General features: G+C 63.5%; 25 protein-coding genes and 1 CRISPR repeat array. Of the genes, 19 read left to right on the top strand and 6 right to left on the bottom strand.

The features are described from left to right. Window positions 1-6: 6 nt before the first annotated feature. Window positions 7-948, bottom strand: coding sequence for an RNA polymerase sigma factor RpoH (gene rpoH, locus PHS32_RS04635; protein WP_301077675.1), 942 nt, complete (start codon window positions 946-948; stop codon window positions 7-9). Window positions 949-1,185: 237 nt separating this feature from the next. On the opposite strand from rpoH, the gene selD reads away from it, so the two are divergent. Further along, window positions 1,186-2,274, top strand: coding sequence for a selenide, water dikinase SelD (gene selD, locus PHS32_RS04640; RefSeq protein WP_301077676.1), 1,089 nt, complete (start codon window positions 1,186-1,188; stop codon window positions 2,272-2,274). A gap of 24 nt (window positions 2,275-2,298) precedes the next feature. On the opposite strand, the gene PHS32_RS04645 is transcribed toward selD, so the two are convergent. Further along, window positions 2,299-3,357, bottom strand: a complete 1,059-nt coding sequence (locus tag PHS32_RS04645; protein WP_301077677.1) for an FAD-dependent oxidoreductase — start codon at window positions 3,355-3,357, stop codon at window positions 2,299-2,301. Window positions 3,358-3,505: 148 nt separating this feature from the next. Between PHS32_RS04645 and PHS32_RS04650 the strand changes: the two genes are divergently transcribed. Further along, window positions 3,506-4,087: a hypothetical protein gene (locus PHS32_RS04650; RefSeq protein ID WP_301077678.1), complete on the top strand. Its 582-nt coding sequence runs from the start codon at window positions 3,506-3,508 to the stop codon at window positions 4,085-4,087. Between the two features lie 16 nt (window positions 4,088-4,103). Here PHS32_RS04650 and PHS32_RS04655 read toward each other — a convergent pair whose 3' ends face one another. The 3 genes from PHS32_RS04655 to PHS32_RS04665 form a co-directional block, all read right to left on the bottom strand. After that, window positions 4,104-4,784: a carboxylesterase gene (locus PHS32_RS04655; protein ID WP_301077679.1), complete on the bottom strand. Its 681-nt coding sequence runs from the start codon at window positions 4,782-4,784 to the stop codon at window positions 4,104-4,106. Beyond that, complete coding sequence (gene ftsY, locus PHS32_RS04660) at window positions 4,781-5,758, bottom strand: signal recognition particle-docking protein FtsY (RefSeq protein ID WP_301077680.1); 978 nt, start codon at window positions 5,756-5,758, stop codon at window positions 4,781-4,783. The genes PHS32_RS04655 and ftsY overlap by 4 nt, the downstream gene beginning before the upstream one ends. Before the next feature lie 127 nt (window positions 5,759-5,885). Continuing rightward, complete coding sequence (locus PHS32_RS04665) at window positions 5,886-6,323, bottom strand: universal stress protein (RefSeq protein ID WP_301077681.1); 438 nt, start codon at window positions 6,321-6,323, stop codon at window positions 5,886-5,888. Between the two features lie 199 nt (window positions 6,324-6,522). On the opposite strand from PHS32_RS04665, the gene rsmD reads away from it, so the two are divergent. Together rsmD and coaD are read left to right on the top strand one after the other, a co-directional pair. Further along, window positions 6,523-7,125, top strand: coding sequence for a 16S rRNA (guanine(966)-N(2))-methyltransferase RsmD (gene rsmD / locus PHS32_RS04670; RefSeq protein WP_301077682.1), 603 nt, complete (start codon window positions 6,523-6,525; stop codon window positions 7,123-7,125). Window positions 7,126-7,215: 90 nt separating this feature from the next. Beyond that, window positions 7,216-7,716 carry a pantetheine-phosphate adenylyltransferase gene (gene coaD / locus PHS32_RS04675; protein ID WP_301077683.1) on the top strand — a complete coding sequence of 167 codons (501 nt, stop codon included), beginning with the start codon at window positions 7,216-7,218 and terminating at the stop codon, window positions 7,714-7,716. Window positions 7,717-7,735: 19 nt separating this feature from the next. Here the strand turns inward: coaD and PHS32_RS04680 are convergent, their stop codons facing one another. Continuing rightward, window positions 7,736-8,437: an alpha/beta fold hydrolase gene (locus PHS32_RS04680; protein WP_301077684.1), complete on the bottom strand. Its 702-nt coding sequence runs from the start codon at window positions 8,435-8,437 to the stop codon at window positions 7,736-7,738. 111 nt (window positions 8,438-8,548) lie between these two features. On the opposite strand from PHS32_RS04680, the gene PHS32_RS04685 reads away from it, so the two are divergent. From PHS32_RS04685 to cas2, 15 genes are all read left to right on the top strand, one after another. Further along, a complete protein-coding gene (locus PHS32_RS04685; protein WP_301077685.1) occupies window positions 8,549-9,013 on the top strand; it encodes a universal stress protein in 465 nt (154 codons plus the stop codon). 5 nt (window positions 9,014-9,018) lie between these two features. Further along, the gene (locus PHS32_RS04690; RefSeq protein WP_301077686.1) at window positions 9,019-11,688 is read left to right on the top strand and encodes a cation-translocating P-type ATPase; all 2,670 of its coding nucleotides are present in this window, start codon (window positions 9,019-9,021) and stop codon (window positions 11,686-11,688) included. A gap of 8 nt (window positions 11,689-11,696) precedes the next feature. Continuing rightward, a complete protein-coding gene (locus PHS32_RS04695) occupies window positions 11,697-12,371 on the top strand; it encodes a histidine phosphatase family protein (RefSeq protein WP_301077687.1) in 675 nt (224 codons plus the stop codon). Between the two features lie 143 nt (window positions 12,372-12,514). Further along, window positions 12,515-13,975: a type III-B CRISPR module RAMP protein Cmr1 gene (gene cmr1, locus PHS32_RS04700; RefSeq protein WP_301077688.1), complete on the top strand. Its 1,461-nt coding sequence runs from the start codon at window positions 12,515-12,517 to the stop codon at window positions 13,973-13,975. Beyond that, a complete protein-coding gene (gene cas10, locus PHS32_RS04705) occupies window positions 13,972-15,981 on the top strand; it encodes a type III-B CRISPR-associated protein Cas10/Cmr2 (RefSeq protein ID WP_301077689.1) in 2,010 nt (669 codons plus the stop codon). Before cmr1 ends, cas10 begins: the two co-directional genes overlap by 4 nt. After that, a complete protein-coding gene (locus tag PHS32_RS04710; RefSeq protein ID WP_301077691.1) occupies window positions 15,978-17,168 on the top strand; it encodes a type III-B CRISPR module-associated Cmr3 family protein in 1,191 nt (396 codons plus the stop codon). Before cas10 ends, PHS32_RS04710 begins: the two co-directional genes overlap by 4 nt. Continuing rightward, window positions 17,165-18,112 (top strand): type III-B CRISPR module RAMP protein Cmr4, encoded by a 948-nt coding sequence (cmr4, locus tag PHS32_RS04715; protein ID WP_301077692.1) that lies wholly within the window; start codon window positions 17,165-17,167, stop codon window positions 18,110-18,112. The genes PHS32_RS04710 and cmr4 overlap by 4 nt, the downstream gene beginning before the upstream one ends. After that, window positions 18,109-18,507, top strand: a complete 399-nt coding sequence (gene cmr5, locus PHS32_RS04720) for a type III-B CRISPR module-associated protein Cmr5 (protein ID WP_301077693.1) — start codon at window positions 18,109-18,111, stop codon at window positions 18,505-18,507. The genes cmr4 and cmr5 overlap by 4 nt, the downstream gene beginning before the upstream one ends. Window positions 18,508-18,535: 28 nt before the next feature. Further along, window positions 18,536-19,339, top strand: coding sequence for a type III-B CRISPR module RAMP protein Cmr6 (cmr6, locus tag PHS32_RS04725; RefSeq protein ID WP_301077694.1), 804 nt, complete (start codon window positions 18,536-18,538; stop codon window positions 19,337-19,339). Window positions 19,340-19,363: 24 nt separating this feature from the next. Further along, a complete protein-coding gene (locus PHS32_RS04730; protein ID WP_301077695.1) occupies window positions 19,364-19,675 on the top strand; it encodes a hypothetical protein in 312 nt (103 codons plus the stop codon). Further along, window positions 19,672-19,983 carry a type II toxin-antitoxin system PemK/MazF family toxin gene (locus PHS32_RS04735; RefSeq protein ID WP_301077696.1) on the top strand — a complete coding sequence of 104 codons (312 nt, stop codon included), beginning with the start codon at window positions 19,672-19,674 and terminating at the stop codon, window positions 19,981-19,983. Before PHS32_RS04730 ends, PHS32_RS04735 begins: the two co-directional genes overlap by 4 nt. A gap of 35 nt (window positions 19,984-20,018) precedes the next feature. After that, window positions 20,019-21,209, top strand: a complete 1,191-nt coding sequence (locus PHS32_RS04740; RefSeq protein ID WP_301077697.1) for a hypothetical protein — start codon at window positions 20,019-20,021, stop codon at window positions 21,207-21,209. Window position 21,210: 1 nt separating this feature from the next. Then, complete coding sequence (locus PHS32_RS04745; protein ID WP_301077698.1) at window positions 21,211-21,465, top strand: CRISPR-associated protein Csx3; 255 nt, start codon at window positions 21,211-21,213, stop codon at window positions 21,463-21,465. Between the two features lie 23 nt (window positions 21,466-21,488). Further along, window positions 21,489-24,248, top strand: coding sequence for a CRISPR-associated endonuclease Cas1 (cas1, locus tag PHS32_RS04750; protein WP_301077699.1), 2,760 nt, complete (start codon window positions 21,489-21,491; stop codon window positions 24,246-24,248). Next, window positions 24,245-24,526, top strand: a complete 282-nt coding sequence (gene cas2, locus PHS32_RS04755) for a CRISPR-associated endonuclease Cas2 (protein WP_301077700.1) — start codon at window positions 24,245-24,247, stop codon at window positions 24,524-24,526. The genes cas1 and cas2 overlap by 4 nt, the downstream gene beginning before the upstream one ends. A 107-nt stretch (window positions 24,527-24,633) precedes the next feature. Beyond that, a CRISPR array of direct repeats spans window positions 24,634-25,565; the repeat unit is 36 nt; unit sequence CCCGCAAGGGACCGGCTCACCGGTGGGCGTTGAAAC. Window positions 25,566-25,611 lie beyond the last annotated feature (46 nt).

Here is a 25,611-nt window from a genome sequence, read left to right on the forward strand (position 1 = left end):
GGTCGCTCAGGCGTATTCAAGCAGTGATTTCTTCATCTTTTTCATGGCCGCCACCTCGATTTGGCGAATCCGCTCGGCGCTTACGCCAAACTCCGCGGCCAACTCATGCAGCGTCATGCCGCCCGAGTTGTCGTCGTTAACCTTGAGCCAGCGCTCCTCGACAATGCGCCGGCTGCGCTGATCGAGCGCCTCCAGCGCGCTCGCAATGCCGTCGCTGGCCAGCACGTCACGCTCTCTGGCCTCCAGCATCGCGGTCGGCTCATGCCGGGTGTCGGTCAGGTAGGCGATCGGACCAAAAGCATCCTCGCCGTCGTCTGAAGGACTGGGGTCCAGCAGCACATCGCCGCCGGACAGCCGGGTTTCCATCTCGATCACCTCTTCGCGCTTGACTTTGAGTTCGGCCGCCATGGCGTCGATCTGGTCTTCGTTCAAGGTTTCACGGTGGGTGCCGGCATCGGCTGCGGCGTCATCCGATTTGTAGCGCTGCTTCATCGAGCGCAGGTTGAAAAACAGCTTGCGCTGGGCCTTGGTGGTGGCGACCTTGACCATGCGCCAGTTTTTCAGGATGTACTCGTGAATCTCGGCCTTGATCCAGTGCAGCGCGTAGCTCACCAGGCGCACGCCGTGGTCCGGGTCAAAGCGTTTGACGGCTTTCATCAGGCCCACATTACCCTCCTGAATCAGGTCGCCGTGAGGCAGGCCATAGCCCAGATACTGGCGCGACACCGATACCACCAGCCGCAGGTGCGACAGCACCAGCTTGCCGGCCGCATCCAGATCGTTGTCCTGCCTGAACTTGCGGGAGAATTCCTGCTCCTCTTCGAGCGTCAGCATGGGCAGGCGATTGGCGGCCGAAATATAGGCGTCCAGATTGCCCAGGGGCGGTACCAGCGCCCACGGGTTGGCCACCGTCAGGGCGGAACTTGAAACTCCAGTTTGAGAAGCCATACCAGAACTCCTTTTTGTCATAATGGCAATGTTAGCACTCTCTTGGAGTGAGTGCTAATTCAAAAGTTCAATTGGCCTGATAGCCCTTCCCGCGCCGGGGCCGGCTTTTCATGCCTTCGCTTCCAAGGAGATCCTGGGAGCGGCGCTTTTTCTGGCCGGCAACGCGCGGCGCGTGTTCTAGATTTGAGGGCCCAGTTCCAGGCCAGATAATGGCAGTTCGATTCAACAGGAAATGACATGAACCCTACTTCTGCAAGCCCGGGCAGCCAGACCGGCGCCGTGGCGCAGCCACGCCTGACCAGCCTGTCGCATGGCGGCGGCTGCGGCTGCAAGATCGCACCCGGCGTGCTGACCGAAATCCTGAAAGGCGTCAGCGCCATGCCGCTGCCGAAGGAGTTGCTGGTGGGCATAGAGACCTCGGACGACGCGGCGGTCTACCAGCTCAATGATGAGCAGGCCTTGATCGCCACCACCGACTTCTTCATGCCGATCGTCGACGATCCGTTTGACTTCGGCCGCATCGCCGCCACCAACGCCATCTCGGACGTCTACGCCATGGGCGGCCAGCCGATTCTGGCGCTGGCGCTGGTGGGCATGCCGATCAACGTACTGTCAACCGAAACCATAGGCAAGATCCTCCAAGGTGGCGCCAGTGTCTGCCGCGCGGCCGGCATTCCGATCGCCGGCGGCCATACCATCGATTCGATCGAGCCGATTTATGGTCTGGTGGCGCTGGGCCTGGTGCACCCCAGCCGCGTCAAGCGCAACGCCGATGCCCAAGTGGGAGATCGCCTGATTTTGGGCAAACCCCTGGGTGTGGGCATCCTGTCGGCGGCTCTGAAGAAAGAGAAACTCGATGCGGCCGGCTATGCGCGGATGATCAGCGTGACGACGCAATTGAACACGCCGGGACCGGAACTGGCGGCGCTGCCGGGAGTGCATGCGCTGACCGACGTGACCGGCTTCGGCCTGGCCGGTCACGCCCTGGAAATCGCGCGCGGCGCCAAGTGCACGGTGCAAATCGACTGGAATCGGGTGCCTTTGCTGGCCGGTGTGCGTGAACTGGCCTTGCAGGGCCTGGTTACCGGGGCATCGGGCCGTAACTGGGCCGCCTACGGCCATGACATCAGCCTGCCCACAGACTTTGCCAATGTCGATCAAGCCCTGCTGAGCGATCCGCAAACCAGCGGCGGCCTGCTGCTGTCGTGCGCGCCCGAGGCGGTCGACGCGGTGCTGGAAATTTTCCGTCGGCATGGCTTTGCCGAGGCCACCGAGATCGGCCAGATCACGGCCGCCACGACGACCGGCAAGCTGCGCTTGCGTTGAGGGTTGAGTTCCCCGGGTGTTTTTTCAGCCCCGGCGGCAACGCCGGACGTGGCGCCGGTCAAGCCAGTCCTTCAGCCACCACAGCCAACGCCCCTGGGCGGAAAAATTACCCCAACTGGCAATCGCCCGGCGATCGCCGCAAGACAGCAGATGCAAGGCATTGGCCGCGGGCCTGTGGCGACTCACTGGCGCGCCGGTCAGCAGCGCGTACAGGTTGCTGGTCAGTGTCCGGTCTTCCTGCGCAGCGAGATGGCTGGCGGCGAACACATGGGGGTGGCTGACGGAGCGCCGAGACGCGTCCACCGTCACCGAGCCCTGGGGGTCCAGCGCCAGTCCGCTGCCGCTGAGCCAGGCCGGGCTTTGCGTGCCGATGGCGATCACCGGCACGTCACAGGCCAGCCGGGCACCGCTGCCCAATAAAACCTGTCCGGCCTGAATGCCCACGGCCAGGTCCGGCAGCAGGGTGATCCGGCGTTGTTTCAAGGCCTTCAAGAGACGCTGTTGCAGGCCCGCCGGGTAGCCGGCGGCGAGCTGCGCGGCGCTGATCAGGGTGACGGAGGAGGCCGGCAGGCGCTGCCGGATCGCCAGCGCCAGTTCGATCCCGGTCGCGCCGCCGCCAATCACGCTCACCCGCAGCGCATGCTCCATGCCCAGGGCCGTGACGCGCGGCCAGAGGGCGCCAAAGGTTTCCAGCGGGCGCACAAAAAGCCCGTGCTCGCGGGCACCCGGCAACACGGCTTCGATCTGCTGGCGGTCCTGCAGGGGGCCGCTGTCCAGGCTCAACCAGTCGAAGCCGAAGGTGCTGCCATCGGCCAGCCGGATGGTTCGTGCGTCGACATCGAGTGCCGCCGTACTTTGGCTCAGCCAGCGCACCCCGGCTTTTTTCAACCGGGGTTCCAGCGGAATAAGGCAGTCGTCCAGTGTGTAGTGCCCAGCCACAAAACCCGGCACCATGCCCCAGTGGAGTTGCAGCGGATAGGGTGCCACCAAAGTGACCTGGACGTCGGCCGGGGGGCTGGCCGCCAGGCGCGACAGCAATTGGACATGGGCTGGGCCGGCGCCCAGCAGCATGATATTTTTCATGGCTGAAGAGGGTCCCGTTGGTCTGGCATGCAGTCGGTGCGCATGGATGCGGATTATCCGGTTTTGCCGCCCTGCTGGTTGATAATGGACACCCGGTCGGACATCTTTTCGACCGCTTGACCCGTATTTCCCGAAGAGAGAGTTTGCAATGAAAAGACTGGTGATTGTGGCGCTGCTGGTGGTGGCGACCGGCGTGCAGGCGCAAACTGCGTCGACCAAAAAGGAACTGGTGGCCAAAGTGCTGCTGTTGCAGCAACCGGCCATAGAGCAGGCAGCGCAAGCCCTGGCGGAGCGGCCGGCGGCGCAGATGATGCAGCAGGCTGGCATGGCTTTGCAGTCCCGTGTTGCCGAGGACAAGCGGGAAGCGGTTGCAAAAGAGATTCAGGCCGACGTGAAAAAGTATGTCGATGAGGCCGTGCCCTTGGTCCGTGAGCGTGCCGTCAAGCTCGCGCCATCGACGGTGGGCGCCCTGCTGGAAGAAAAGTTCAGTGAAGACGAACTCAAGCAACTGATCGCCATCATCGAGTCGCCTGTCAATCGCAAGTTTTTGCAGCTTGGCGGTGAGATGCAAAAAGCCCTGCTGGACAAGTTGCTGGCCGAAACCCAGGGTGCCATTGAGCCCAAAGTGAAGGCGTTGGAGCTGTCCATTGGCAAACGGCTGGGCCTGCCAGCCCCGGCTGCTGCCGCCTCCAAGGCGGGCAAGGCGCCGGCCAAGGCCGCCAGCAAGTAACACCGGGTACCCGCGCTCAGCGCGGGCTGGGCGCCAGCACGTCGGCCAGAAAGACCGATATGTCGGCGACTTCGCGCGGATGCACGCTGTGCTGCATCGGGTAGCCATGCCATTGCACGGCGTAGCCCAGCTGGCCCAGCAAATCGCGCGAGGCCTCGCCCCGCGCCGGGACCACCACCGGGTCCATATTGCCATGGCCCATGAAAATAGGGGTGTCGGCGTTGGCTGGCTGGCGTTCCGCGGCCAGGCTGTCGGCCAGCGGCAGATAGCCTGACAGGGCGACGATGCCGGCCAGGCGCTGCGGGAAGCGCAAGCCGGTGTGCAGCGCCATGGCGCAGCCCTGCGAGAAGCCCGCCAGCACGATGTTGCGGGCCGGGATGCCACGGGAAATTTCGTGCGCTATCAGGGCGCTTACGGCTTGCGCCGATTTCCGGATGCCGGCGGCGTCTTCGCGTTGCACCAGATTAGGGCCAAAAATGTCGTACCAGGCCGGCATCACATAGCCACCGTTGAGCGTGACCGGCAGGCTGGGCGCGTGCGGAAAGACAAAGCGGATCGGTGGGCAGGCGCGCAGGTCCAACTCCGGCACCAAGGCCGCAAAATCGTTGCCGTCGGCGCCCAGGCCGTGCAGCCAGATGACGGCGGCGCCGGGCTGCGGGGCGCTTTCAAGCTCGATCCGGGGCAGCAACGGGTTCATGACAGCAGCGCCTGCGCAAACTCGCGGGCGTTGAAGGTTTCAAGGTCTTCCAGTTTCTCGCCGACGCCGATGAAGTACACCGGAATGGGCCGTTCGCGTGCAATGGCAGCCAACACACCACCTTTGGCGGTGCCGTCGAGTTTGGTGATGATCAGGCCGCTGAGTTGCAAGGCATCGTCAAAAGCCTTGACCTGGCTGAGCGCGTTTTGCCCGGTGTTGCCGTCGATCACCAGCAGGATTTCGTGCGGCGCCGTGGCATCGGCTTTTTGCACCACGCGCTTGATCTTGCGCAGCTCTTCCATCAGGTGCAACTGGGTCGGCAGCCGCCCGGCGGTGTCCACCAGCACCACGTCCCGACCGCGCGCCTTGCCGGCGCTGACGGCATCAAAACTCACCGCCGCCGGGTCGCCACCTTCCTGACTGACGATCTCCACGGTGGTGCGTGCGGCCCAGACACTGAGTTGCTCGCGCGCGGCGGCCCGAAAGGTATCGGCGGCGGCCAACAGCACGCTGGCGCCGCGCTCCGCCAGATGGTGCGTGAGCTTGCCGATGGAAGTGGTTTTGCCGGCCCCGTTGACGCCGGTCACCATGATCACGGTGGGCTTGTGCTGCCCTATCACCAGCGGTTTTTCCAATGCCAGCAGCAGGCTGGTGAGCGACTCGACCAGCAGTTCCTTGACCGCCGCCGGGTCGGTGGTTTTGTTGTCCTTGACCCGTTGCTTGAGGTCGTCCAGCAGGTATTGCGTGGCCTTGACGCCGCTATCGGCCATCAGCAGTGCCGACTCCAGATCTTCGTACAGGGCTTCGTCGATGCGCGTGCCGGTGAAGACGCTGGCGATGCCGGAGCCGGTCTTGCGCAGGCCTGCCTTGAGCTTGGCCAGCCAGGTCTGACGTTCGGCGGGGACGACTTTTGCCGGCTCGGCTTCGGGCGCAGGTGTCCCGACCGGGGGTTTCTTTTTGAAAAAACTGAACATGAAGTGGGTTCTTGGAAGCGCTCCATTCTATGAAACGACCGGTTTCCCACTTTTCCGACCCAGCCGCCGCTGCCGGCAAGCCGGCGTTTTGCAGGCCGCCAACCGGTAGCGGTGGCGCCCCGCGGTGTCAATGCGTGATGGCCACCAGCACGCTACAGGGCGAATGCTCTATCAGCGTCCGGGAAATGGAACCACGCCACCAGCGTGCGGCCCAGCTGTCGAGATGCTTGTGACCGACCACGATCAGATCGGCCGAAATCTTGCGCGCATGCTTGGTGATCTCGTCCACCGTTTCGCCCACCAGCACCTCGCCGCTGGCCTTGTGGCCGGCCGCCAGCAGGCGGCGCATGCCCTCGTCCAGCACCGCCTGTAGCGCCTGTTTTTCACGCTCCATCAATTGCGGGTCGTAGACGCCCACCCCCATGCCCATGACGTCCATGTTGAGCGGCATCACCGCCACCAGCGTCAGCTCCGCTTGCGCCCACTGCGCCAGGTCCTGGCAGTCGAGCAAAGCCTGTTGCCCGCTCTCGGAACCGTCGTAGGCCAGCAAGATTTTTTTGTACATGGGGTACTCCTGTTTGGGGGTAGTCAATCAAATACAAGCCAAGCATAGACCTTGCGCGGACCCGTTGCAATCAGGGAAAGACCGGGGAAAACCGCTGGGGGCGCCGTCCACCCGGTGCCGGCGCCGAAGGCCCGGCAGCGCCGGGCCGGGTATCGGGGGTGGGCGGCAGCAGCGGGTCCACTTGGGTTAAGCTGTGCCGATGAAACAGAAAAAAGCCGCGCCACCGCGCAGCCGCCCCGCCGCCTCGCAAAGCCACCAGGTCCGCATCATCGGCGGCCAATGGAAGCGCAGCAAGCTGGCGGTGGAGGACCGGCCCGGTTTGCGTCCGACGCCCGATCGGGTCCGCGAGACCTTGTTCAACTGGCTGGGTCAGGACTTGACGGGCTGGCGTTGCATCGATGTTTTTGCCGGTACCGGCGCGCTCGGTTTTGAAGCCGCCTCGCGCGGCGCCAAAGAGGTGCTGCTGGTGGAGCAGGATGCGGCCCTGGTGCTGCAACTCAAGCGCGTGCAGGCGCAGTTGCAGGCCGGGGCGGCGCGCATCGTGCGCGGCGACGGGCTGGCTGCCCTGCGGCAGCTTGATCCGGCCAGCATGGATGCCGTGTTTCTGGACCCGCCTTTTGACTCCCCGCTGTTCGAGGCCGCGCTGCAAGCCGCCGGCCGTGCCGTCGCGCCGGATGGTTTTGTCTACCTGGAAGCGCCTCTTGCGTGGGCCGATGCGCAGCTGGCGAACTTCGGTTTGACGCGGCACCGGTACCTGAAGGCCGGTGCCGTGCATGCCCATCTGCTCAAACGCCTGGCCTAGGCGGGCGCGGCGCACTGCATAATGCGGCGCGGGAGCTTACCGAGAAAAAAGGCCGCTGAACTTTATCCTCAACTGACCGACAGGCGCACCATGGCTCATAACGTGATTGCTGTTTACCCTGGTACTTTCGACCCCATCACCCTGGGCCATGAAGACGTGGTGCGGCGTGCCACGCAGTTGTTCGACCGCGTGATCGTGGCGGTCGCCGCCGGACACCACAAAAAAGCGCTGTTTTCCTTGCAGGAGCGCATCGACATGGCGCGGGTGGCGGTCAAGGCCTACCCGCAGGTGGAGGTGGAGAGCTTTTCCGGCCTGCTGCGCGATTTTGTGGTGGCGCGCGGCGGCAAGGCGATGGTGCGCGGCCTGCGTGCCGTCACCGACTTCGATTACGAATTTCAGCTCGCCGGCATGAACCGCAGCCTGATGCCCAACGTGGAAACCGTTTTTCTCACGCCCAGTGACAAATACCAGTTCATTTCCAGTACTTTTGTGCGTGAAATCGCATCGCTGGGCGGCGAGGTGGACAAATTTGTATCGCCCGCGGTGAACCGCTGCCTGGTCGACAAAGTGCAAGGTCTGGCGCGCACTTGAACACGCCTGGGCGCGCGCCCTAAAGCAGCGGCGCCAGCCAGGCCAGCAGGGCTGCGTTGACCTCGGCCGGCCGCTCCATCGTCAGCATGTGGCCGCACTGCGGCAGCAGCACCAACTCGGAGCCTTGGATCAGCGCCGCAATCTCGCGCGAGCATTCCGGCGGCGTGAGCTGGTCCGAGTCGCCGCACATGACCAGCGTCGGACAGGACACCGCGCCCAGATGCAGCCGGGCGTCGGGGCGCTCCATCACGGCCCGGTTTTGCCGTATCAACTGCTCGGCGCCGGCGCGCAGCACGAACTCGAGATAGCTTTGCAGCAAGGCCTGGTCGTCGGCCCGGCTGGGATGAAAAGCCAGCGGCAAGTTGGCTCGCAGCACCTCTTCGGCGCGGCCCTGGGCAAACAGCTCGATGGCCGCCGTGCGCAGCGCACGCATGGCCTCGGTTTCTGGTCGCGCATTGGTGCCCAGCAGGGCCAGCGCCTGGATGCGCCGCGGTGCCTGACGCACCACCTCCATCGCCAGCATGCCGCCCATGGAGGCGCCGCACAGGATCAGCGGGCCTGCCTGCTCGCGCAGCAGGGCGGCGGCCATCTCCGGCAGGCTGGCGTGGCGGTTGTGCACATCCGTCACCTGCGGGTTCAGGTGCGCCGGCATGGCGCTCAATTGATGCCGCCACATGACGGCGTCGGCCGCCAGGCCGGGAAGAAAAACGAGTTGGGTCATGCAAAAAAACTCCTGTGGCAGACAAGCGTATATTGATTCTTCTTAAGACGTGGGCCGATAGTGTGGTTTACGCTTGAGACGTCCGATTCCCTATTCAAGCCGGAGAAAATGATGAAGATATTACTGCCTGTGGATGGTTCCGTCGTCGCCATGGAGGCGGTTCGCTTTGTCATACGCATGGCAGCTGCCGGCCTTGAGACCAGCGTGGTGCTGGCCAACGTGCAGGAACCGGCCACCTTGTACGAACTGGTGGTGTCACACGATCCGCAAGTCATAGAGCAGGTCAGCGTCGCCGCCGGCGCCCACACGCTGGAAGCAGCCCAGGCGCTGCTGGACAAGGCCCATATTCCTTACGAGTACGAAGTGGCCTCGGGCGACCCGGCGCACACCATCATCGACATCCTGGAGCGTTTCGAATGCGATCTGGTGGTCATGGGAGCCAACGGCATGAGCCCCTTGCGCTCCGCCCTGCTGGGCTCGGTGTCGAATGAAGTGCTGCATGCGGCCGGCGTGCCGGTGATGATCGTCAAGCTGAACGAGATATCTGAACCGGCCGCGCTTGATGCCCCGGAGTGAGGGGCTTGTGCGGCGCTGAAATGGACCCGGCGCAGGACCCGCCCCCGGCCACTGCCAGCCACTGGCACCTGCAGGATGCGCATGAACTGGCGCGCCAGCACGGGGTAGATCCGGCACACGGCCTGCCGGAAGAAGAGGCCAGCCGGCGCGCGGCACGGCACGGTCCCAACGAAATCCGGGGCCGGCCCGGCCGCGGCTTGGCAGGCCTGTTTATCGACCAGTTCAAGGACTTCATGATCCTGGTGCTGATCGTCGCGGCCGTGATCTCGGGTGTCATTGGCGAACTGATCGATACGCTGGCGATTCTGCTGATCGTGCTGCTCAACGCGGCCATCGGTTTTGTGCAGGCCTGGCGCGCCGACAAGGCGATGGCGGCACTGCAGCAATTGGCGGCCAGCCAGGCCAGGGTGCTGCGGGGCGGGCGGACGCTGGCGGTGGCAGCCAGCGCCGTGGTGCCGGGTGACATCGTTCTGCTGGAGGCCGGCAACCAGGTGCCGGCGGACTTGCGATTGATCGAAATTGCCCAGCTCAAGGTCGACGAATCGGCGCTCACCGGCGAGTCGGTCACGGTGGCCAAGCACACGTCCAAACTGACCGGTGTGGCGCACGCGCTGGGCGACCGCCTGAACATGGCCTTCAAGGGCACCACGGCGACCCATGGGCGGGGACGCGGTCTGGTGGTGGCCACCGGCATGACCACCGAACTCGGCAAGGTGGCCGCACTGCTGGACCGTGACGTCGATCGCAGCACCCCGTTGCAACTGCGGCTGGCGGCATTTGGCAAGCTGCTGGCGCTGGCGGTGATCGCCATCTGCGGCGTGATTTTTCTGGTCGGCGTGTTGCGCGGCGAGGCGCCGCTGCTGATGGTTCTGACCGCCGTCAGCCTGGCGGTGGCGGCGATCCCCGAGGCGCTGCCGGCGGTGGTGACCGTGCTGCTGGCGCTGGGGGCGCGCCGCATGGTTTCGCAGAGCGCCCTGGTCCGGCGCTTGCCGGCGGTCGAGACCCTGGGTTCGGTCACTTACATCTGCGCCGACAAGACCGGAACCCTGACGCAGAACCGGATGCGGGTGGAAGTGCTGTTGGCGGATGGGCAGGAGTGGCTGCCCGGCGCTGCCGACCCCGGCCCGGCGCACCTGGAATTGCTGCACGCCGCAGCGTTGTGCAACGACGCCAGTCGCGGCCCGGACGGCGCCTGGCAGGGCGACCCGACCGAAACGGCACTGACGCAAGCGGCGCTGCAAGCCGGGCTGGACAAAGCCGCACTTGAACGGCAGTTCCCACGGTTGCAGGAACTGCCGTTCGATGCCCAGCGCAAGCGCATGAGCACCCTGCACCGAACCGATGCCGGGATCGTAGCCTACACCAAGGGCGCGCCCGAGGCGGTGATTCCGTTGTGTAGTACGCAATGGCGCGCCGACGGCCCCGTTGCGTTGCAGCAGGCGGAGATGCTGGCGGCGGCCGAGGCGCTGGCAGTGCGGGGCTTGCGGGTGCTGGCGCTGGCGCGGCGTTCGCATGCGGCGCTGCCGGCGACGGGCGAGGCCGAGGCCGTGGAGTCCGGCTTGAGTCTGATCGGGCTGCTGGGCTTGATCGATCCGCCGCGTCCGGAGGCCGCCGCCGCGGTGCGCGATTGCCGATCAGCCGGCATCACACCGGTGATGATCACCGGTGACCATCCGGCGACGGCGCTGGCCATAGCGCGGCGGCTGGGCATTGTGGTCGACGGCTACGCCGAAGTGCTGACCGGGCCTGAGCTGACTGCCATGGCGGAGCCGGTCCTGCGCGAGCGCGTGGTCAGCGTGCGGGTTTATGCACGCGTCGATCCGGCGCAAAAGATTCGCATCGTCGAGGCCTTGCAGGCGCGTGGCGAGTTTGTCGCCATGACCGGCGACGGCGTGAACGATGCGCCGGCGCTCAAGCAAGCCGATATCGGGGTTGCGATGGGCCGTGGCGGCACCGATGTGGCGCGCGAAGCGGCCAGCTTGGTCTTGCTGGACGACAACTTTGCCAGCATCGTCGCCGCGGTGCGTGAGGGTCGGCGCATCTACGACAACATTCGCAAATTCGTGCGCTACGCGATGACCGGCAATTCGGGCGAGATCTGGACCATTTTTCTGGCCCCCCTGCTGGGCCTGCCGATTCCGCTGCTGCCGATCCACATCCTGTGGGTCAACCTGGTGACCGATGGCTTGCCGGGCCTGGCGCTGGCGGCGGAGCCGGCCGAGCGTGGCATCATGCGGCGGCCCCCGCGCGCGCCGCAGGAGAGCCTGTTTGCGCGTGGTCTGTGGCAGCACATTTTGTGGGTCGGCTTGCTGATCGGCGGCTTGTGCCTGGCGCTACAGGCCTGGGCCATGTCCAGCGGCCACGCGCACTGGCAGACCATGGTCTTCACCGTGCTGACCCTGTCGCAAATGGCGCATGTGCTGGCGATACGCTCCGAGACCCAATCTTTGTTCCGAATCGGCCTGGCATCCAACCGGCCGCTGCTGGGTGCCGTGCTGCTGACCGTGGCGCTGCAACTGGCGACCATTTACGTGCCGCCGCTCAATCCGATCTTCAAGACCCAACCCCTGAGCCTGTTGGAACTGCTGCTTTGTCTTGGCGCTTCCGCCGTGGTGCTGGTGGCGGTCGAGATCGAGAAGCTGTGGCTGCGCCGCCGCCAACCGGCCCCTGCATAATCGACGACATGACCGAACTTATTCTGATCCGCCATGGTGAAACCGACTGGAACCGCGAACTGCGCTTTCAGGGCCAGGTGGACGTACCGCTGAACGCCGTGGGGCATGAACAGGCGCGCCGCCTGGGTCTGCGCCTGGCGGGCGAAGCGGCGCATCTGCTGGTGTGCAGCGACCTGACGCGCACCCAGCAGACCGCCTTGCCGATCAGCCAGCACAGCTTGCAAGCAATCAAGCCTGGCACCGTGCTGGACGCTGCCTTGCGGGAACAAAACTTTGGCGTCGTCGACGGCATGCGGGTCGACGAGATCCAGACCCGCCACCCCGACGCCTGGGCCCAGTGGACCAGGTTCCACGCCGACTACGCTTTTAGCGGCGGCGAGAGCACGCGCCAATTTCATGCCCGCGTGCTGATGGCCGTGCGCGGCCTGGCACTGGCCCATGCGCGGCAGACGCTGGTGGTGGTGACGCACGGCGGCGTGCTGGACATGATTTACCGCACGGCGCGCGCCTTGCCGCTGTCGGGGCCGCGCCAAAGCGAGATCCCCAACGCCGGCCTGAACCGGGTGCGCATCGAGGGCGATGCCATCGAAATCCTGAGCTGGGCCGATACGCAACATCTGGCCGACATGCCGGCGCAGCCGGTCTACGATCAGAGCAAGCTGGCGCAACCGCTGGTCGATTAGCGCAGCGGGTCTGCCCGCTTCGCGGCAAAGCCGACACACGCGAAATCAACCTTCGTGCAATTGACGAACGTCGGATCAACACCGATACTGGCTGCCTGATTCTTGGGATGGAATCGATTTCATAAAGCACTGGGGAGGGTTGAATGCGCCGTCATGACAAACCGTTGCCGAAGCTACCTGAAGTACCTGAAGTACCTGACAGGCCTGCTTCCTCGCCTGCCCCCTGTGTTCTCGGCCCCTACAGCATCGAAGTCATCACCCCCATGGTCGGCGGCGGCGCGCGCAGCCGACTGCCCGACCCCGTAAGCGTCGTGCGCCCGCAAAGCGTGCGCGGACATTTGCGATTTTGGTGGCGTGTTACTGAGGGCGCAAAGTACGACACCGTTGCTGAAATGCGCAAGGCAGAGGCGGCGATTTTTGGCAGCACAACCGGGGCATCGGTGATTGGAATTCGAGTTTCAGAAGTTGCAGTTGGCATTCCCCTCTCGAATGGAATTCCAAAGTACGCCGCGTTTCCATTCCGAGGTACCCAAAATGCCACTTCTGTGCCGCAGGCCCCCGTGATCTTTTATTCAAAGGTCAGTTTCCGTCTGGAGCTGGTATTTGTCAGTCAACAGCTTGACGTCAGTAATGGCGTGGTTGGTTCACTCAAGAATGCATTGCGTGCTTGGGTTAATTTTGGGGGGATCGGCGCCCGCACGAGACGAGGATTTGGAGCCCTGCATTGCGATAGCCTGGCCTTTCAATCGGAGGAAGACGTCTTCGGTTGGCTGGGGCAATTTGGCCCTGCTAATCTGTCCAAACGAAGCATTGATCTGGCCGCCGCAAAAGACTTTTGTCGATTTATTAACTTCGATTGCCCCGAAGGTGTTGAGCCAGTTTTCAACGCGTGGGCGAGTGCTGTGACGGATCTCCAGATGTTTCGGCAAGGCGGTGGAATCGGGCGGCGAGTCGGGACGCCCGCGAAGCCCGGACGTAGCCTTTGGCCCGAGGCGGAAGCAATTCGAAATTTGGTCTGCGATACCCAGTCATTGCTGCGGGAGCAAATTGAGATCGGAGAGAAGGTGACTAACAAGGTTACGGGCAGGAAGGAGTGGACTTCCACGGGGGGCCATCACGTCAAAGAGTCCTGGCCTGGACTAGGCCCAATGCCCCCAGTATTTCTGCCTCGGGCGGCATTCGGTTTACCGATCACGATTGAAATTCGGGACGAGAGAATTGCGGGCGCCGACAACCACATCAAAGCTGTCTTACACGCCGGTTGTTTGTTCGAACAGCAGAACAAGAAGGTGGGCAAAGAACTTGGCGACCGACTCGCGAGTCCCCTGATCATCCGTCCTATCAAGCTCGGAGGAGAAGCTGTGGCTATGTACTTGGCACTGAATTCTCCGACACCAGATGGGGTTTGGGTCAAACCTTCGAAGAGCAAGAACGACCTGAAGGAACCAAGATTTGTTTCCTGGGACAGCGTCGTCAATGCAAAACTTCATCAGTATCAGACCAATGGAAGGCTACGTGAGGAGTCGCCAATGAATGGCCGCAGCACTTCTGGGGATGCTATTGAGGCATTTATTGCCTTCCTTGATGAGTCGATCCAGTCATGAGCAATAGTGCCCACCTCCTCGCTCTCACCATCGGCCCAGTGCAAGACTTTATCGCTCGCGCTCGGCGTACGCGCGACCTCTGGTTTGGCTCGTTTTTGCTGTCCGAGATTTCCAAGGCGGCGGCGCGTGAGATTGACACATCGCATAAGGGGGCGTTGATTTTTCCGTCGGCGAATGGCGACGCGCAAGCTGTTTCGATGTTGTTGAGGCGGCGTGAGAGCAATCTGGCCCTGACCCCTGGCGTTGCCAACGTGTTGCTGGCGCAACTGCCTGCTGGCTGTGACCCCAAGGCACTGGCCGAGGCCGCGAAGCAGGCCGCTCAAGCCGAATGGGAACTCTGGGCAAACAAAGCCAAAGCGGCGGCTCGGAACGCGGGGCTTCTGGCCAACGACAAACGTTGGGACGATCAGGTCGCCGATGCCATTGAGTTCTATGCAGCGTGGGTTCCGTTCACCGAGGGACAACACGACTATGCAACGCAACGCAGCCGCGTCATGGCACTGCTGGGCGGGCGCAAGCTATTGCGCGACTTCAAGCCAGCACATGGCGAAGCGGGTGTGCCCAAGTCCAGTCTCGACGGTATGCGTGAGAGCGTATTGGTCAAGCCCGAGGAGTTGCCCGGAAAGCTTGCCGGCGACAAGGGTCTGGCGTACCGGTTGCGGCTTTCGCGCAACGAGCAATTGGACGCCATCGGCTTTGTCAAACGGGCAGCCACCAAGGAGGCGTTTGCGTCGGTCACCCGTGTGGCGGTGGACTCGTGGTTGCGTGGCGTTGAGGAGGCCGGCAAGAACGGGGCGGACCTTGGGCCGCTCGCCAGTATCGACATTCGCTGTCGTGAGTTGATGGGGCGCGTTCCTGAGCGTGATGCTGCTTCGGGCAATGGTGGTCACTATGGCGGGCGCGGCGGGTTTTTCCCTTACGATGCCCAGTTGCTTATGAAAGAGCGAGTGCTCGCCATGGTCCGCCAAGCCGAAAAGGTCAAACGTGCGGATGAGGCGAAGCGGGCCAGCAAGCCTGATGGCAAACTGATTGACGAAGAGGCGGCTTTGTGGATGGCCGACGATGCGCCATCCTTGCAGGCCATACAAGACCCTTTGTCCAAGCTCTACCAAACCTTCGGCACGCCAGACCCCTACTTGGCCGTGCTCCTGGCCGACGGTGATCGCATGGGCGAAGTCTTGAGCGCCTGCAAGACGCCAGCACAGCACCGTGCGCTGTCGGCCACGCTCAATGAATTCACCAAGGAGGCGCGCAAGATCGTAAAAGTCCATCACGGCGTTTGTGTGTTTGCTGGCGGTGAAGACGTGCTGGCCTTCGCGCCGATTGACCGGATGCTGGACTGCGCCCACGCCTTGCAGCACCGCTATGGCTGTTTGATGGGGCAGGCCTGCCTCGATCACGGCATTCGTGACGTGGTCACGGGCGCGGTGCTCACCCCCACTTTGTCGGTCGGCTTGGTGATTGGGCACTGCCTGGAACCGCTGGAAGACTTGCGCAATTGGGCGGCTGGCGCTGAAAAGGCGGCCAAAAACAAAGACGGCAAAGCCTTCGGCCCGCCAGGCCACGGTCTGGCCCTGCACCTGTACACCCGCAGCGGCGCGCCGCTGGCCTTGCGCGGGCCGTGGCACGAACCTGACAACCTTGCGCAGAGATTGCAACTTTGGGTGAAGCTGCTCAACGCCGATGCCCTCGGCGATAAGGCCGCGTTTGATCTGGAGCATCTGGCGCGCCAGTACGCCAAGCCCGACGGCGATCTGGCTTGGAACGGACCCCAGGCAGGGGCCGGCGCTACACAGGCCCTGGCAGCCGAAGCGTTTCGACTGATCGACCGAAAAAAGATCGACGAAGCCGAGCGCCCCGGTGTGCGCAAGACCCTGGAAGCGGCCATCGCCGCCAACCCAGTCCAGCCCCAGCACGGCGCGTTGCGTCTTGCGCACGAATGGCGCGTCGCGCGCTTGATCGCAAACAGTGTGCGCCAAGCCGAAGGGAAAGGCCGTACCGCATGAACAAACCCATTGACCCGTCCATTGATCTGCTGCTAATGCCGCGTGATCCACTGATCTTCCGTGACGGCCGGCCTTTTGGCTTCGGTTCGCGCATGAAAAGCCTGCCCTGGGTGACGCCCTCGGTGCTGGCGGGTAGCTTGCGCAGCCTACTGGGAAAGGCGGATGGCCGGCCCTTTGAAGACCAACGCGGCGACTTGAAGAAAATCCACAGCACGGCAGCGTTTCCGGTGTTGAATGACCAGATGTATCTGCCGGCGCCACTGGACCTGATGCTGTATCGGGAGGGCGGCGCGCTGGTGGTTCAAGCGATCCAGCCGGCATCGGTTCTTGCCGGTGGCGAAGGCGTGCTCGGCCCGGACGCGGCGCCGGGGCTTCAGGTACTGGTGCCACCCAGCGAGCAAAAACCGTATCAGCCTGCCGCGTGGTGGCGGGTCGACCGACTGGCGCGCTGGCTGGCTGGCGAGCGGCTGGTCCCTCGGGAAACGACCGATCTCGACCACGGCTACTGGGCTGGCCCGCAGGAAGATCTGCGCAATCACGTCGGCATCGATCCTGACCAGCAGGTCGCCACCGAAGGCATGTTGTTCCAGACGGCGGGCCGCGACCTGAACCTGTGTGAGGCCAAGCACACGGGCGCGGTGCCGCTGGCCATGCGCGTGACCGAGGCCGATGGGTGCTATACGTCGGCAGTGCAAAAGCTCGATGCCACGCACCCGCTGGGTGGCGAGCGCCGGCTGGTGCATTGGAAGGCCTGCATGTCCGCTCTGTCGGGGTGGAACTGCCCCGATCAACTGCGCGATGCGCTGGGAAAAGCCCAGCCGGGGGCGTTGCTGCGCTTGTACCTGGCCTCGCCGGCCCATTTTGGCGCGAGCGGCTGGTTGCCCGATTGGCTGGATGCAGACTTGCAAGGGGAGCCGCCTGGGTGCGGCGGCCTTACGGTGCAGCTTGTGGCCGCCCGCATCGAGCGCTGGCACGCCTTGTCCGGCTGGGACTACGAGAAACCTGGCCCCAAAGCCGTGCGGCGCTTGGTCCCGGCCGGCAGCGTTTATTTTTTCACGCTGGTGGATGGCAACGCGGCGCTGTTGGCGGATCGCTGGCTGCAACCCGTCCAAAAGGACACCGACACCACGCCCCTTGGCTTTGGCATGGGCGCTTGGGGAATTGGCTTCAAGGAGAGCAAGCAATGAATCATTCGCAAATGTACTGGCTGCACGCCATCACACCCTTGCATGTGGGGGCCGGGCGGGGCGCCGGTGTGATTGACCTGCCCGTGGTGCGGGAGAAAGCCACGCAATGGCCGTACGTGCCGGGAAGCGGCGTCAAGGGCGTGGTGGCCGATGCGCATGGCGCCTCCATTCGCGGCAGCGACGGCGATTCACCGCGCAAAGACGACTGGCACGCCGCCGCTTTCGGCCGACCGGCCGGCAAAGCGGTGGACGCCGACAACGCCGGCAGCCTGGTCTTCACCGACGCGCGCATCGTCTGCCTGCCGGTGCGCAGTCTGGTCGGTACTTTCGCCTGGGCGACCTGTCCGCTGGTGTTGCAGCGGCTGAAGCAGGACGCCGGGCTTGCTGGAAATGCAGCGCTTGCCGACCTTGCTGTGCCAGAGGTTGAAATCGACGAAGCTGCTGTGGCCAGTATCGATACCCGCACACTGGTGCATCGAGTTCAAGATACTGACAAACTCTACCTTGAAGATTTGGACTTGGATGCGGTAGACGGAGACAAGACTAAAGCCTGGGCCGAGCAATTGGGCATGCAGCTATTTGCCGCGCAGCAAGACCGAACGGCCTTCGGCCAGCGCTTCGTCATCGTCCACAACGACCTTTTCAATTTCCTCTGCGAAACCGCGCTGGAAGTGCGTGCCCGCATCAAGCTTGACCCCGACACCAAGACCACCCAGAGTGGTGCGCTTTGGTACGAGGAGTCCTTGCCCACCGAAACCATACTCAGCGGCACGGTGTGGTGCGACAAAGTGTTTGGCAATGGCGCTGCCGCTGCGGGCATAACACAACAAACGCTGCTGGACAAATACTGCAAGGGCGATGCGCATTTCCAGATGGGCGGGAAGGCCAGCACCGGCAAAGGCTTGGTGCATGCCATCGGTCTCTCGGCTGCGGGGGCCATATGAAAACCCGCAGCCAAAACTATGCCGAGCGCGCCTGGGGCTGCGTTCACCCTTTGCACCCGGATGCAAGCCTACTTGTCGCCAGTTCCGACGCCAAAGACTACCGCAGCCACGCCATGTCCTTGCCTGTGATGATCCTACAGTGCGGGCTTGCGCAAACAGTGGCGTTTGTGCAGCACAAAGGCGTTGAAGACAAATCCTACCGGGAATGGCTCGAACACCTGCATTTGGTGCTGGACAAGGCCGGTAGCAATTTTGTGAGTGATTCCCGCACAGTCGGCGTGATGGACTACATGCTGCTCACCCGGCAGGCGCTTGAAGCCGCGAGCTGGCTCAAGCGCTATGCGGAAGCCCTGATCCCGGCATCCGAAGAGTTGCGCGGAGGCTCCCATGCCTGATGAAGCGCATACTGTGCCAGCAGAGCCATTGCTTGCTCGTCGCAACTGCCTGCAAGATCTGCCGGCCGGGCACCATGCCGGGTTGATGCTCGACAAATACCTCAGGTCCGCATCTGAGAAAGACGCCGCCACGCGGCTGCACGATGCCGCCGTCCTCGCGGTGGCGCAAACCAGCGAAGCCTACGCGTTGGCCTTCGCGCGTTGGCAAACGGCTTACGGCGCATGCTATCCAACCGGTCAAACCCGGCGCGCCATCATTACCACCCAAGACCGTCTCGCCATCGGTCTCGGCAACGCCAGTCCGTTCGAGGTGGGTCTGACGTTGGACCACACCTACGGCCTGCCTTTCTTGCCCGGCTCCGCGCTCAAAGGCCTGGCCGCCGCGCATGCCAGCCAGGCATGGGGAGTGAACGAGGCGCGCTGGAAAGAAAAGACCGGCGAATACCATCGCTTCGTTTTTGGCGATACGGCGCAGGCCGGCTGCATCGACTTTTTTGACGCCTGGATCCGCCCCGAGAGCGTCAACGGCACAACCCTGGTGCCCGACGTCACCACACCGCACCACAGCGCCTACTACTCGGCCAATGATCAGGATCAAATACCGGCTGCCGACTGGGACAGCCCGGTGCCAGTGTCATTTCTGACCGTGAACAAAGGGGTCAAATTCGAGCTGGTGCTGGGCTGCGATCTGCTTGCCGAGAGCCCTGCCGAGCGCGACACCATCTGCGGTTGGCTCAAATTGGTCTCGGAATTGCTGTGTGAAGCGTTGAAACACCGGGGCCTGGGCGGCAAGACCAGTTCCGGCTACGGTATGGTTGAACTAAAATATTGATATCAATACTTAGTGAGAATTACCATGCAAGTCATGCTCCATCTTCCCGAAGCAGTGGCCCAGCGCTTCCGTGCCGCTGTCCCCGCGCGCAGCCGCAGTGCCTTTGTGGCCGAGTTGCTCGAACAGGCGCTGCCCGATGTGGATGCGCAAATGGAAGCGGCGGCGCATCGGGTGCAAGCCGATGACGATCAGCGCGGCGAAACCGGCGCCGATTGGGACGCCACCCTACTGGATGGGCTGGACCCGGAAGAATCGTTTGATCCTGCCCGGCTCAAAGCGCTGGTGCAGGCGGGTCGGGCCAAACCTAAAGCGTCCCGCGGCATGGCGAAGAAATGAATCGCGGCGACCTTTACTGGGCCAGGCTGGACCCCACCGTGGGCGCGGAATTGCAAAAAACCCGGCCTGTTGTTGTGCTCACCATCAACGCGTTCAACCGGGCGCGCAAAACCGTGATCGTTGTCCCTCTGTCAAGCTCGGCACGCAATGAGCCGCCGCTCAACGTGGCGCTGACCGGCGGCTCGGTCGCCCGCTGCGATCAACTGCGTACCCTGGACAAGTCGCGCTTGACCCGGCGCATCGGCACTTTGGCTGCGGCCGACCTGTTGGCCATCGAAGATGGAGTACGCAAGGTGCTGGGGCTCTGAGACCGCCAACGAACCTGCAAATCAGGAGGATTGCCATGAACCGGAAACTGCCGCTGATATTGCAACAGCTTTTGCCCGCCGTCCTGGCGCTGCTGCTGGTGAACTGGTGCGCCAACGCGCTCAAGGGCGATGCTTTCGTGCCGGGCTCTACGTTTCTGTTTTACCTTGACCCGCTGCTCGCCGCGTTGGGCTTGGTTTGCCCGGCGTTCATCAAGTCGCTGCTTCCATTCCTCTTGTTGCCGTGGGCCGTCTGGTGGATCGCCAGCACCAGCAAGCCCTTTTGGCAGCGCGTCACCTGGGCCAAGAAAACGGCGATATTGGCCTTTGCCATGTTGCTGAGCATTCTGGTCGATGGACTCAAGGGCGAACTGTTCAGCGAATCGAGCAGCGGGTCTTTTCTGGGCTGGCTCAACGGTTCGCTGCATGCCATGAATCTGGACGATCACCTCGCAGGCATGAAGCTGGCAATGCTTGTGGCAGCGCTGACCTGGCTCGCGTGGTTTTTGCGCCGGGAAATCGTCAACCCATTGCCGATTCATATCCTGGTGCCGCAAGGTGCTGCCAATCCGCATCGTTGTTTGATAACGGTCATTTCACCCAATGGGGCCAACTGGTCACCCGGTGCACCGCCGATACCGCCCGGCGGACGCGCCGGATTTGCTCTACTGGCAGGTGGAGTATCAATCAACGGCTCACCCATTGAGCTACCGCATCCCGATCCAACCCGATGGGAGGATGCACGTAAAAACATCGAGACATTGGACGCGCACATGGCGACCAGAGGACTTTGGAAATGGATGATGTTGTTGCGTGCCATTTATCCGCATCTGGACAAGGACACGTTGAAGCAAATTGTCTTGCTGGGCTCTCCAGGGGAAAAGGGATCGTTCCGCGACAGAGAAGATGCGAGGTCGTTAATACAACGCGTAGTCGGGTCGACAGTGAAGGTGATTATCTATCCCGATGCCGTTGAATTCGAAGTGTTCGAAGCATTTCACGCCGTCCTTGACCAACAGATCACGGAATTGCGAGCGAAAAGATTCCCGGGCCGTGACGACATCATGATAGACACCAGTGCCGGGCAAAAGACTGCCAGCATTGCCGCAGCCATGTTCACCCTTCACGACGACGCTAGTTTCCAGTACGTTGACACCAATGGCTCCATTGCAGCCGGAACCAACGAGATCGCCTACCAATTGCGTTACCACGACGCATCGGTGATTTGAAATGAATCCAACCGCCGCCATTTGCATCGACCTCTCCACCCTCTACCAGGGAACGGCCAAACTGGCTGACCTGCCGAGCTACGAGTCGCAGGCGCGAGCGCTGGCCGGCGAGGGCCGCGACCTGGTGCTGACCGGCGCCGCCCCGGTGTGGCTGTACCTGCGCATTGCGCATGCGCTGCACGGCAAGGCGCGCAGCCTGAGCTATCGCTCGCCGGTCACTGGCGACGTGCCGGTGTTCAACCACAGTCCGTACTGAGACGTCCATCCGTCCGCAAGGCCATGGCCCGAACGCCGCAACACCAAGCCGTCGACCTGCCGGCGTTGCCCGGGGCGACCGGCTCGCCAGCCAGTCCGTCGCCCAGCCCGCAAGGCGACCTGCATTGGCATGAACTGCGTGTGGAGCTGCTCAACACGCGCGTCCACGCCGCCACGCGCGAACCCATGCCTGCCGTGTGGGAGGCCATCATCAAGGGCGTGCAGCAAGGCCTGCGCGAGGCCGGCCAAGCGGCGCAGCCTCGGGTGCTGGTGCGCCCCGACCCGCCGGCCCAAAGGCAGCAGGGCAGCGCGGCGCCGCAAGCCGAGGCCTCGCAACGCCTGGGTGCGCGCCAGCGTGCGGTGTTTTTGTTGTTTGGCGCCGATAGCGCACAGGCGCGGGCCTGGAGCGACGCGTTGACCACGTACCTGGCCGGGGGTGAGCGCAACTTCAGTCTGACCGCGCCACTGGTCCTACAGGCCGTGCATTTCACGCCGCCGCCCTTGCCGCAGTCTGCCGACATTGGGCTCGACTTCTACACGCCGCTGCCGTTCAAGGCGCAAGACAATGCACGGCGCACCAGCATCACACCGGCACAGTTCGGGGTGGCGCTGTTGACGCGCGTTGAGCGCTTGTGGGGCATCAAGACACCCACGCCTGATACCAGCGGGCTCAAACTGTTGCCGTGGGCCTGGCGCCATCAACGCTTGACGCACCGCTCCAAGTCCGAGGCCGGTACCACGCAGTGGCTGGACGGCTGTGTCGGCACGCTGGTCCTGAAAGACGGCTGGCAGCCGCTGTGGCGCTGGATTGCGCTGGCCCAAGCGATTGGCGCGGGCGGGCAACTTGGCTTTGCCATGGGCCACTGCCGCGTGCTGGCGCCGGCCCCACCCATGCTGGGCCAGCCCTGCTCGCCCGAGGCGCTGACCGATGCGCTGGAACAGGTGCTGGCGCGCCATGACGATGCACTGGCCGAACTCTCGGCCGAGAGCCAGATCCCGTTTGACGCCCCCGGCTTCGTGCGCCAGTTGGCGCAGCGCCTTGAGCCCGCTCCGGCACCCTTGTGGCAGCCGCGCCCGCATGCCGCCTTTCGCATTGTCAAGCCCGATGGCAGCCAGCGCCAGATCGAAAAACTGGGCCTGAGCGAGCTGGTCGTGCAGTACGCGCTGCTCGATGCCTGCGCCCCGGTGTTCGAGCGCATGTTCGAGCCGCAAAGCTATGGCTATCGGCCAGGGCGTTCGCGCCAGCAGGCGGCGCAGGCCATCGAGGCGGCGATTGCGCAAGGTTATGGCTGGGTGCTGGAGTCCGACGTGGACGACTTCTTCCCGTCCGTCAGTCACGCCTTGCTGGAAGAGCGCCTGCGCGCCGAACTGCCGCAAGCCGACGGCCCTGCCATCGACCTCATCATGGCTTGCGTGCGCACCGGCTACGAATTGCAAGGCAGCGTACAGCCGCGCAGCCGGGGCTTGGCGCAGGGCGCGCCGCTGTCGCCGCTGTTGGCCAATCTGGTGCTTGATCGCTTTGACGAACGCTTTGCGCCGGGGACCGACGCGTTGCCACCGGTGCGTCTGGTGCGCTACGCCGACGACTTTGTGCTGCTGGCGCGCGGCGAAGACGACGCGCGCTCCGCCGAAACCGTTGTGAACCAGGCGCTGGCCGAACTGGGCTTGCGCACCAGCTCGGCAAAGACGGCCATCCGCCAAGTGACGGAGGGCTTCGAGTTCCTGGGCATGCGTTTTGGCAGCCAGGGCCAGGCGCCCAGTCAGGCCGAGCTGCACATGCCCGAGAACAAGCCCCTGTATGTGACCGAGCCGGGCGCCTACCTGGGCCTCAGCGGCGAAGCGCTGGAGGTCCGCCTGCGCGGCAAGCTGCTGCTGACACGCCCGACCGCGCGCATCAGCGAGGTGGTGTTGCTGGCGCCAGCCAGCCTGTCGAGCCTGCTGCTGGCGCGCTTGCAGGAGCGCGGCATCTGCGTCACCCTGGGGCACCGTGGTGGCCGGCACATGGGTTGCGTGGCGCCCGATTCGCGCACCTTTCTGGCCCGCAGCCACCGCCAGGCGCACAGCTACGAGCGCATGGGCGACGATGTGCAACTCGCGCTGGCGCGCGAGATTGCCGCCGCCAAGGTGCGTAACCAGGCGGCCTTGCTGAGCCAGCGTTTCGCCGCCGGCGACGCCGAGCTGATCGCCCGGCTGGAGCAGTTGGCGGCCGGCATTGAGGCCGCGCCAGACCGCGGCGGCATTCGCGGCCTGGAGGGGCAGGCCGCGCAAAAGTTCTTTGCTCGGCTGGCGCAGGACATTGCCGACCCGGCCTTCGCCTGGAGCAAGCGCCTCAAGGGCCACGCACCGGGCGAAGAGCCCGACCGCATCAACGCCATGCTCAATTTTGGTTACTTCTTGCTCTACAGCCGGATCAACGCCGGGTTGCGCGCCCAGGGGCTCAACCCCTACCTGGGTTTTCTGCACGAAACCGGTGACCGCTTTGAAACCCTGGTGGCCGACATGCAAGAGCTGTTCCGACCGCATGTGGACCGCCTGGTGGTGCGTCTGGTCAACCTCAAGGTACTGCGCGCCGAGCACTTCGAGGCGCACGCCGGGCGCGGCATGCGCTTTGGCCGCGAGGGCATGAAACTCTTCGTCCAGCACTTTGAGAGCGAGTTGCTGCGCCGCCCTAAAAACGGCGGCATGAACCTGGCGGATGCGCTCAATGCCCAGGCCCAGAGTCTGCGCGGCTGGCTGTGCGATGGCCAACCGCTTGCGTTGTTCAAACTGGGGCGCGACGGATGAGCGCCGCCGGCGAGTACGCCATCGTCTACGACCTGAGCGATGATCGGGAACGGACGCGGGTTGACAAAACCCTGCTGGGCTATGGCATGCGGGTGCAGAAAAGCGTGTTCGAGGCCCAACTCAGCAAGGCCCGGCTGGCCCGCTTGCAAGCGGCTTTGGAAGCCCTGAAGCTCGAAACCGGCTACGTGCGGGTGTACCGCCTGCTGGCCGGGAAAAAACCGGTGGACATTGGCCCCGCGCCACCCGACCCGGACGCCGAAGTGGCATGGATCGTATGAAGCATTGGGAACCTCCATTTTTCGGCAGTGGACAAGCTGTGCAGCGCCAGAGGTTCCCAATTTTTTGCCCGCCAGGCCGCATGTATACTGGCTCGGCGCATGTCGCTCCCGCAAGGGACCGGCTCACCGGTGGGCGTTGAAACTTTTATTTTGATTTAGTCCCTGGTCACTTTTCCCCCGCAAGGGACCGGCTCACCGGTGGGCGTTGAAACATTTACCGTTGTTTATCTGACTAACCTCAGCTCCCGCAAGGGACCGGCTCACCGGTGGGCGTTGAAACAAATTGGTACAACGTTGATCCGAGAATGGTTCCCGCAAGGGACCGGCTCACCGGTGGGCGTTGAAACATTGAGATGGCTAACATTGTGAATAGACTTGTACCCGCAAGGGACCGGCTCACCGGTGGGCGTTGAAACATAGTGACGGAACTGAGGACGACAATGCTGGACCCGCAAGGGACCGGCTCACCGGTGGGCGTTGAAACGGGGTGCGTTGCAGTTCTGTACTGCTGCCTTCATCCCGCAAGGGACCGGCTCACCGGTGGGCGTTGAAACTTTTTGTTTCGTTTGAACCAAAGTAAACCCTAATGCCCGCAAGGGACCGGCTCACCGGTGGGCGTTGAAACAGACGGTCTGTCCGAAGGCATGTTGGGTCATGACCCGCAAGGGACCGGCTCACCGGTGGGCGTTGAAACAAAAGACTTTTCAGGACGAGGAACCGTACAAGACCCGCAAGGGACCGGCTCACCGGTGGGCGTTGAAACTTCACCATCGCTCATGCGATGTACTATCGAAAACCCGCAAGGGACCGGCTCACCGGTGGGCGTTGAAACAATTTTCTAACAAACTGGCCCCACTTCTGGTTCCCGCAAGGGACCGGCTCACCGGTGGGCGTTGAAACGATTCAACCCAGTACCACAGCCTCATGACTATGACCCGCAAGGGACCGGCTCACCGGTGGGCGTTGAAACGTTTATTGGCGAAAGTAATCGCAGTTGCCTTAGCCCGCAAGGGACCGGCTCACCGGTGGGCGTTGAAACAGAGGCTGTGAGGGCCTTGGTAGGCCGTGTTCCCCGCAAGGGACCG

The sequence above is a fragment of the Rhodoferax sp. genome, from assembly GCF_028714215.1.
In the GTDB taxonomy this organism is placed as follows: Bacteria; Pseudomonadota; Gammaproteobacteria; order Burkholderiales; family Burkholderiaceae_C; genus Rhodoferax.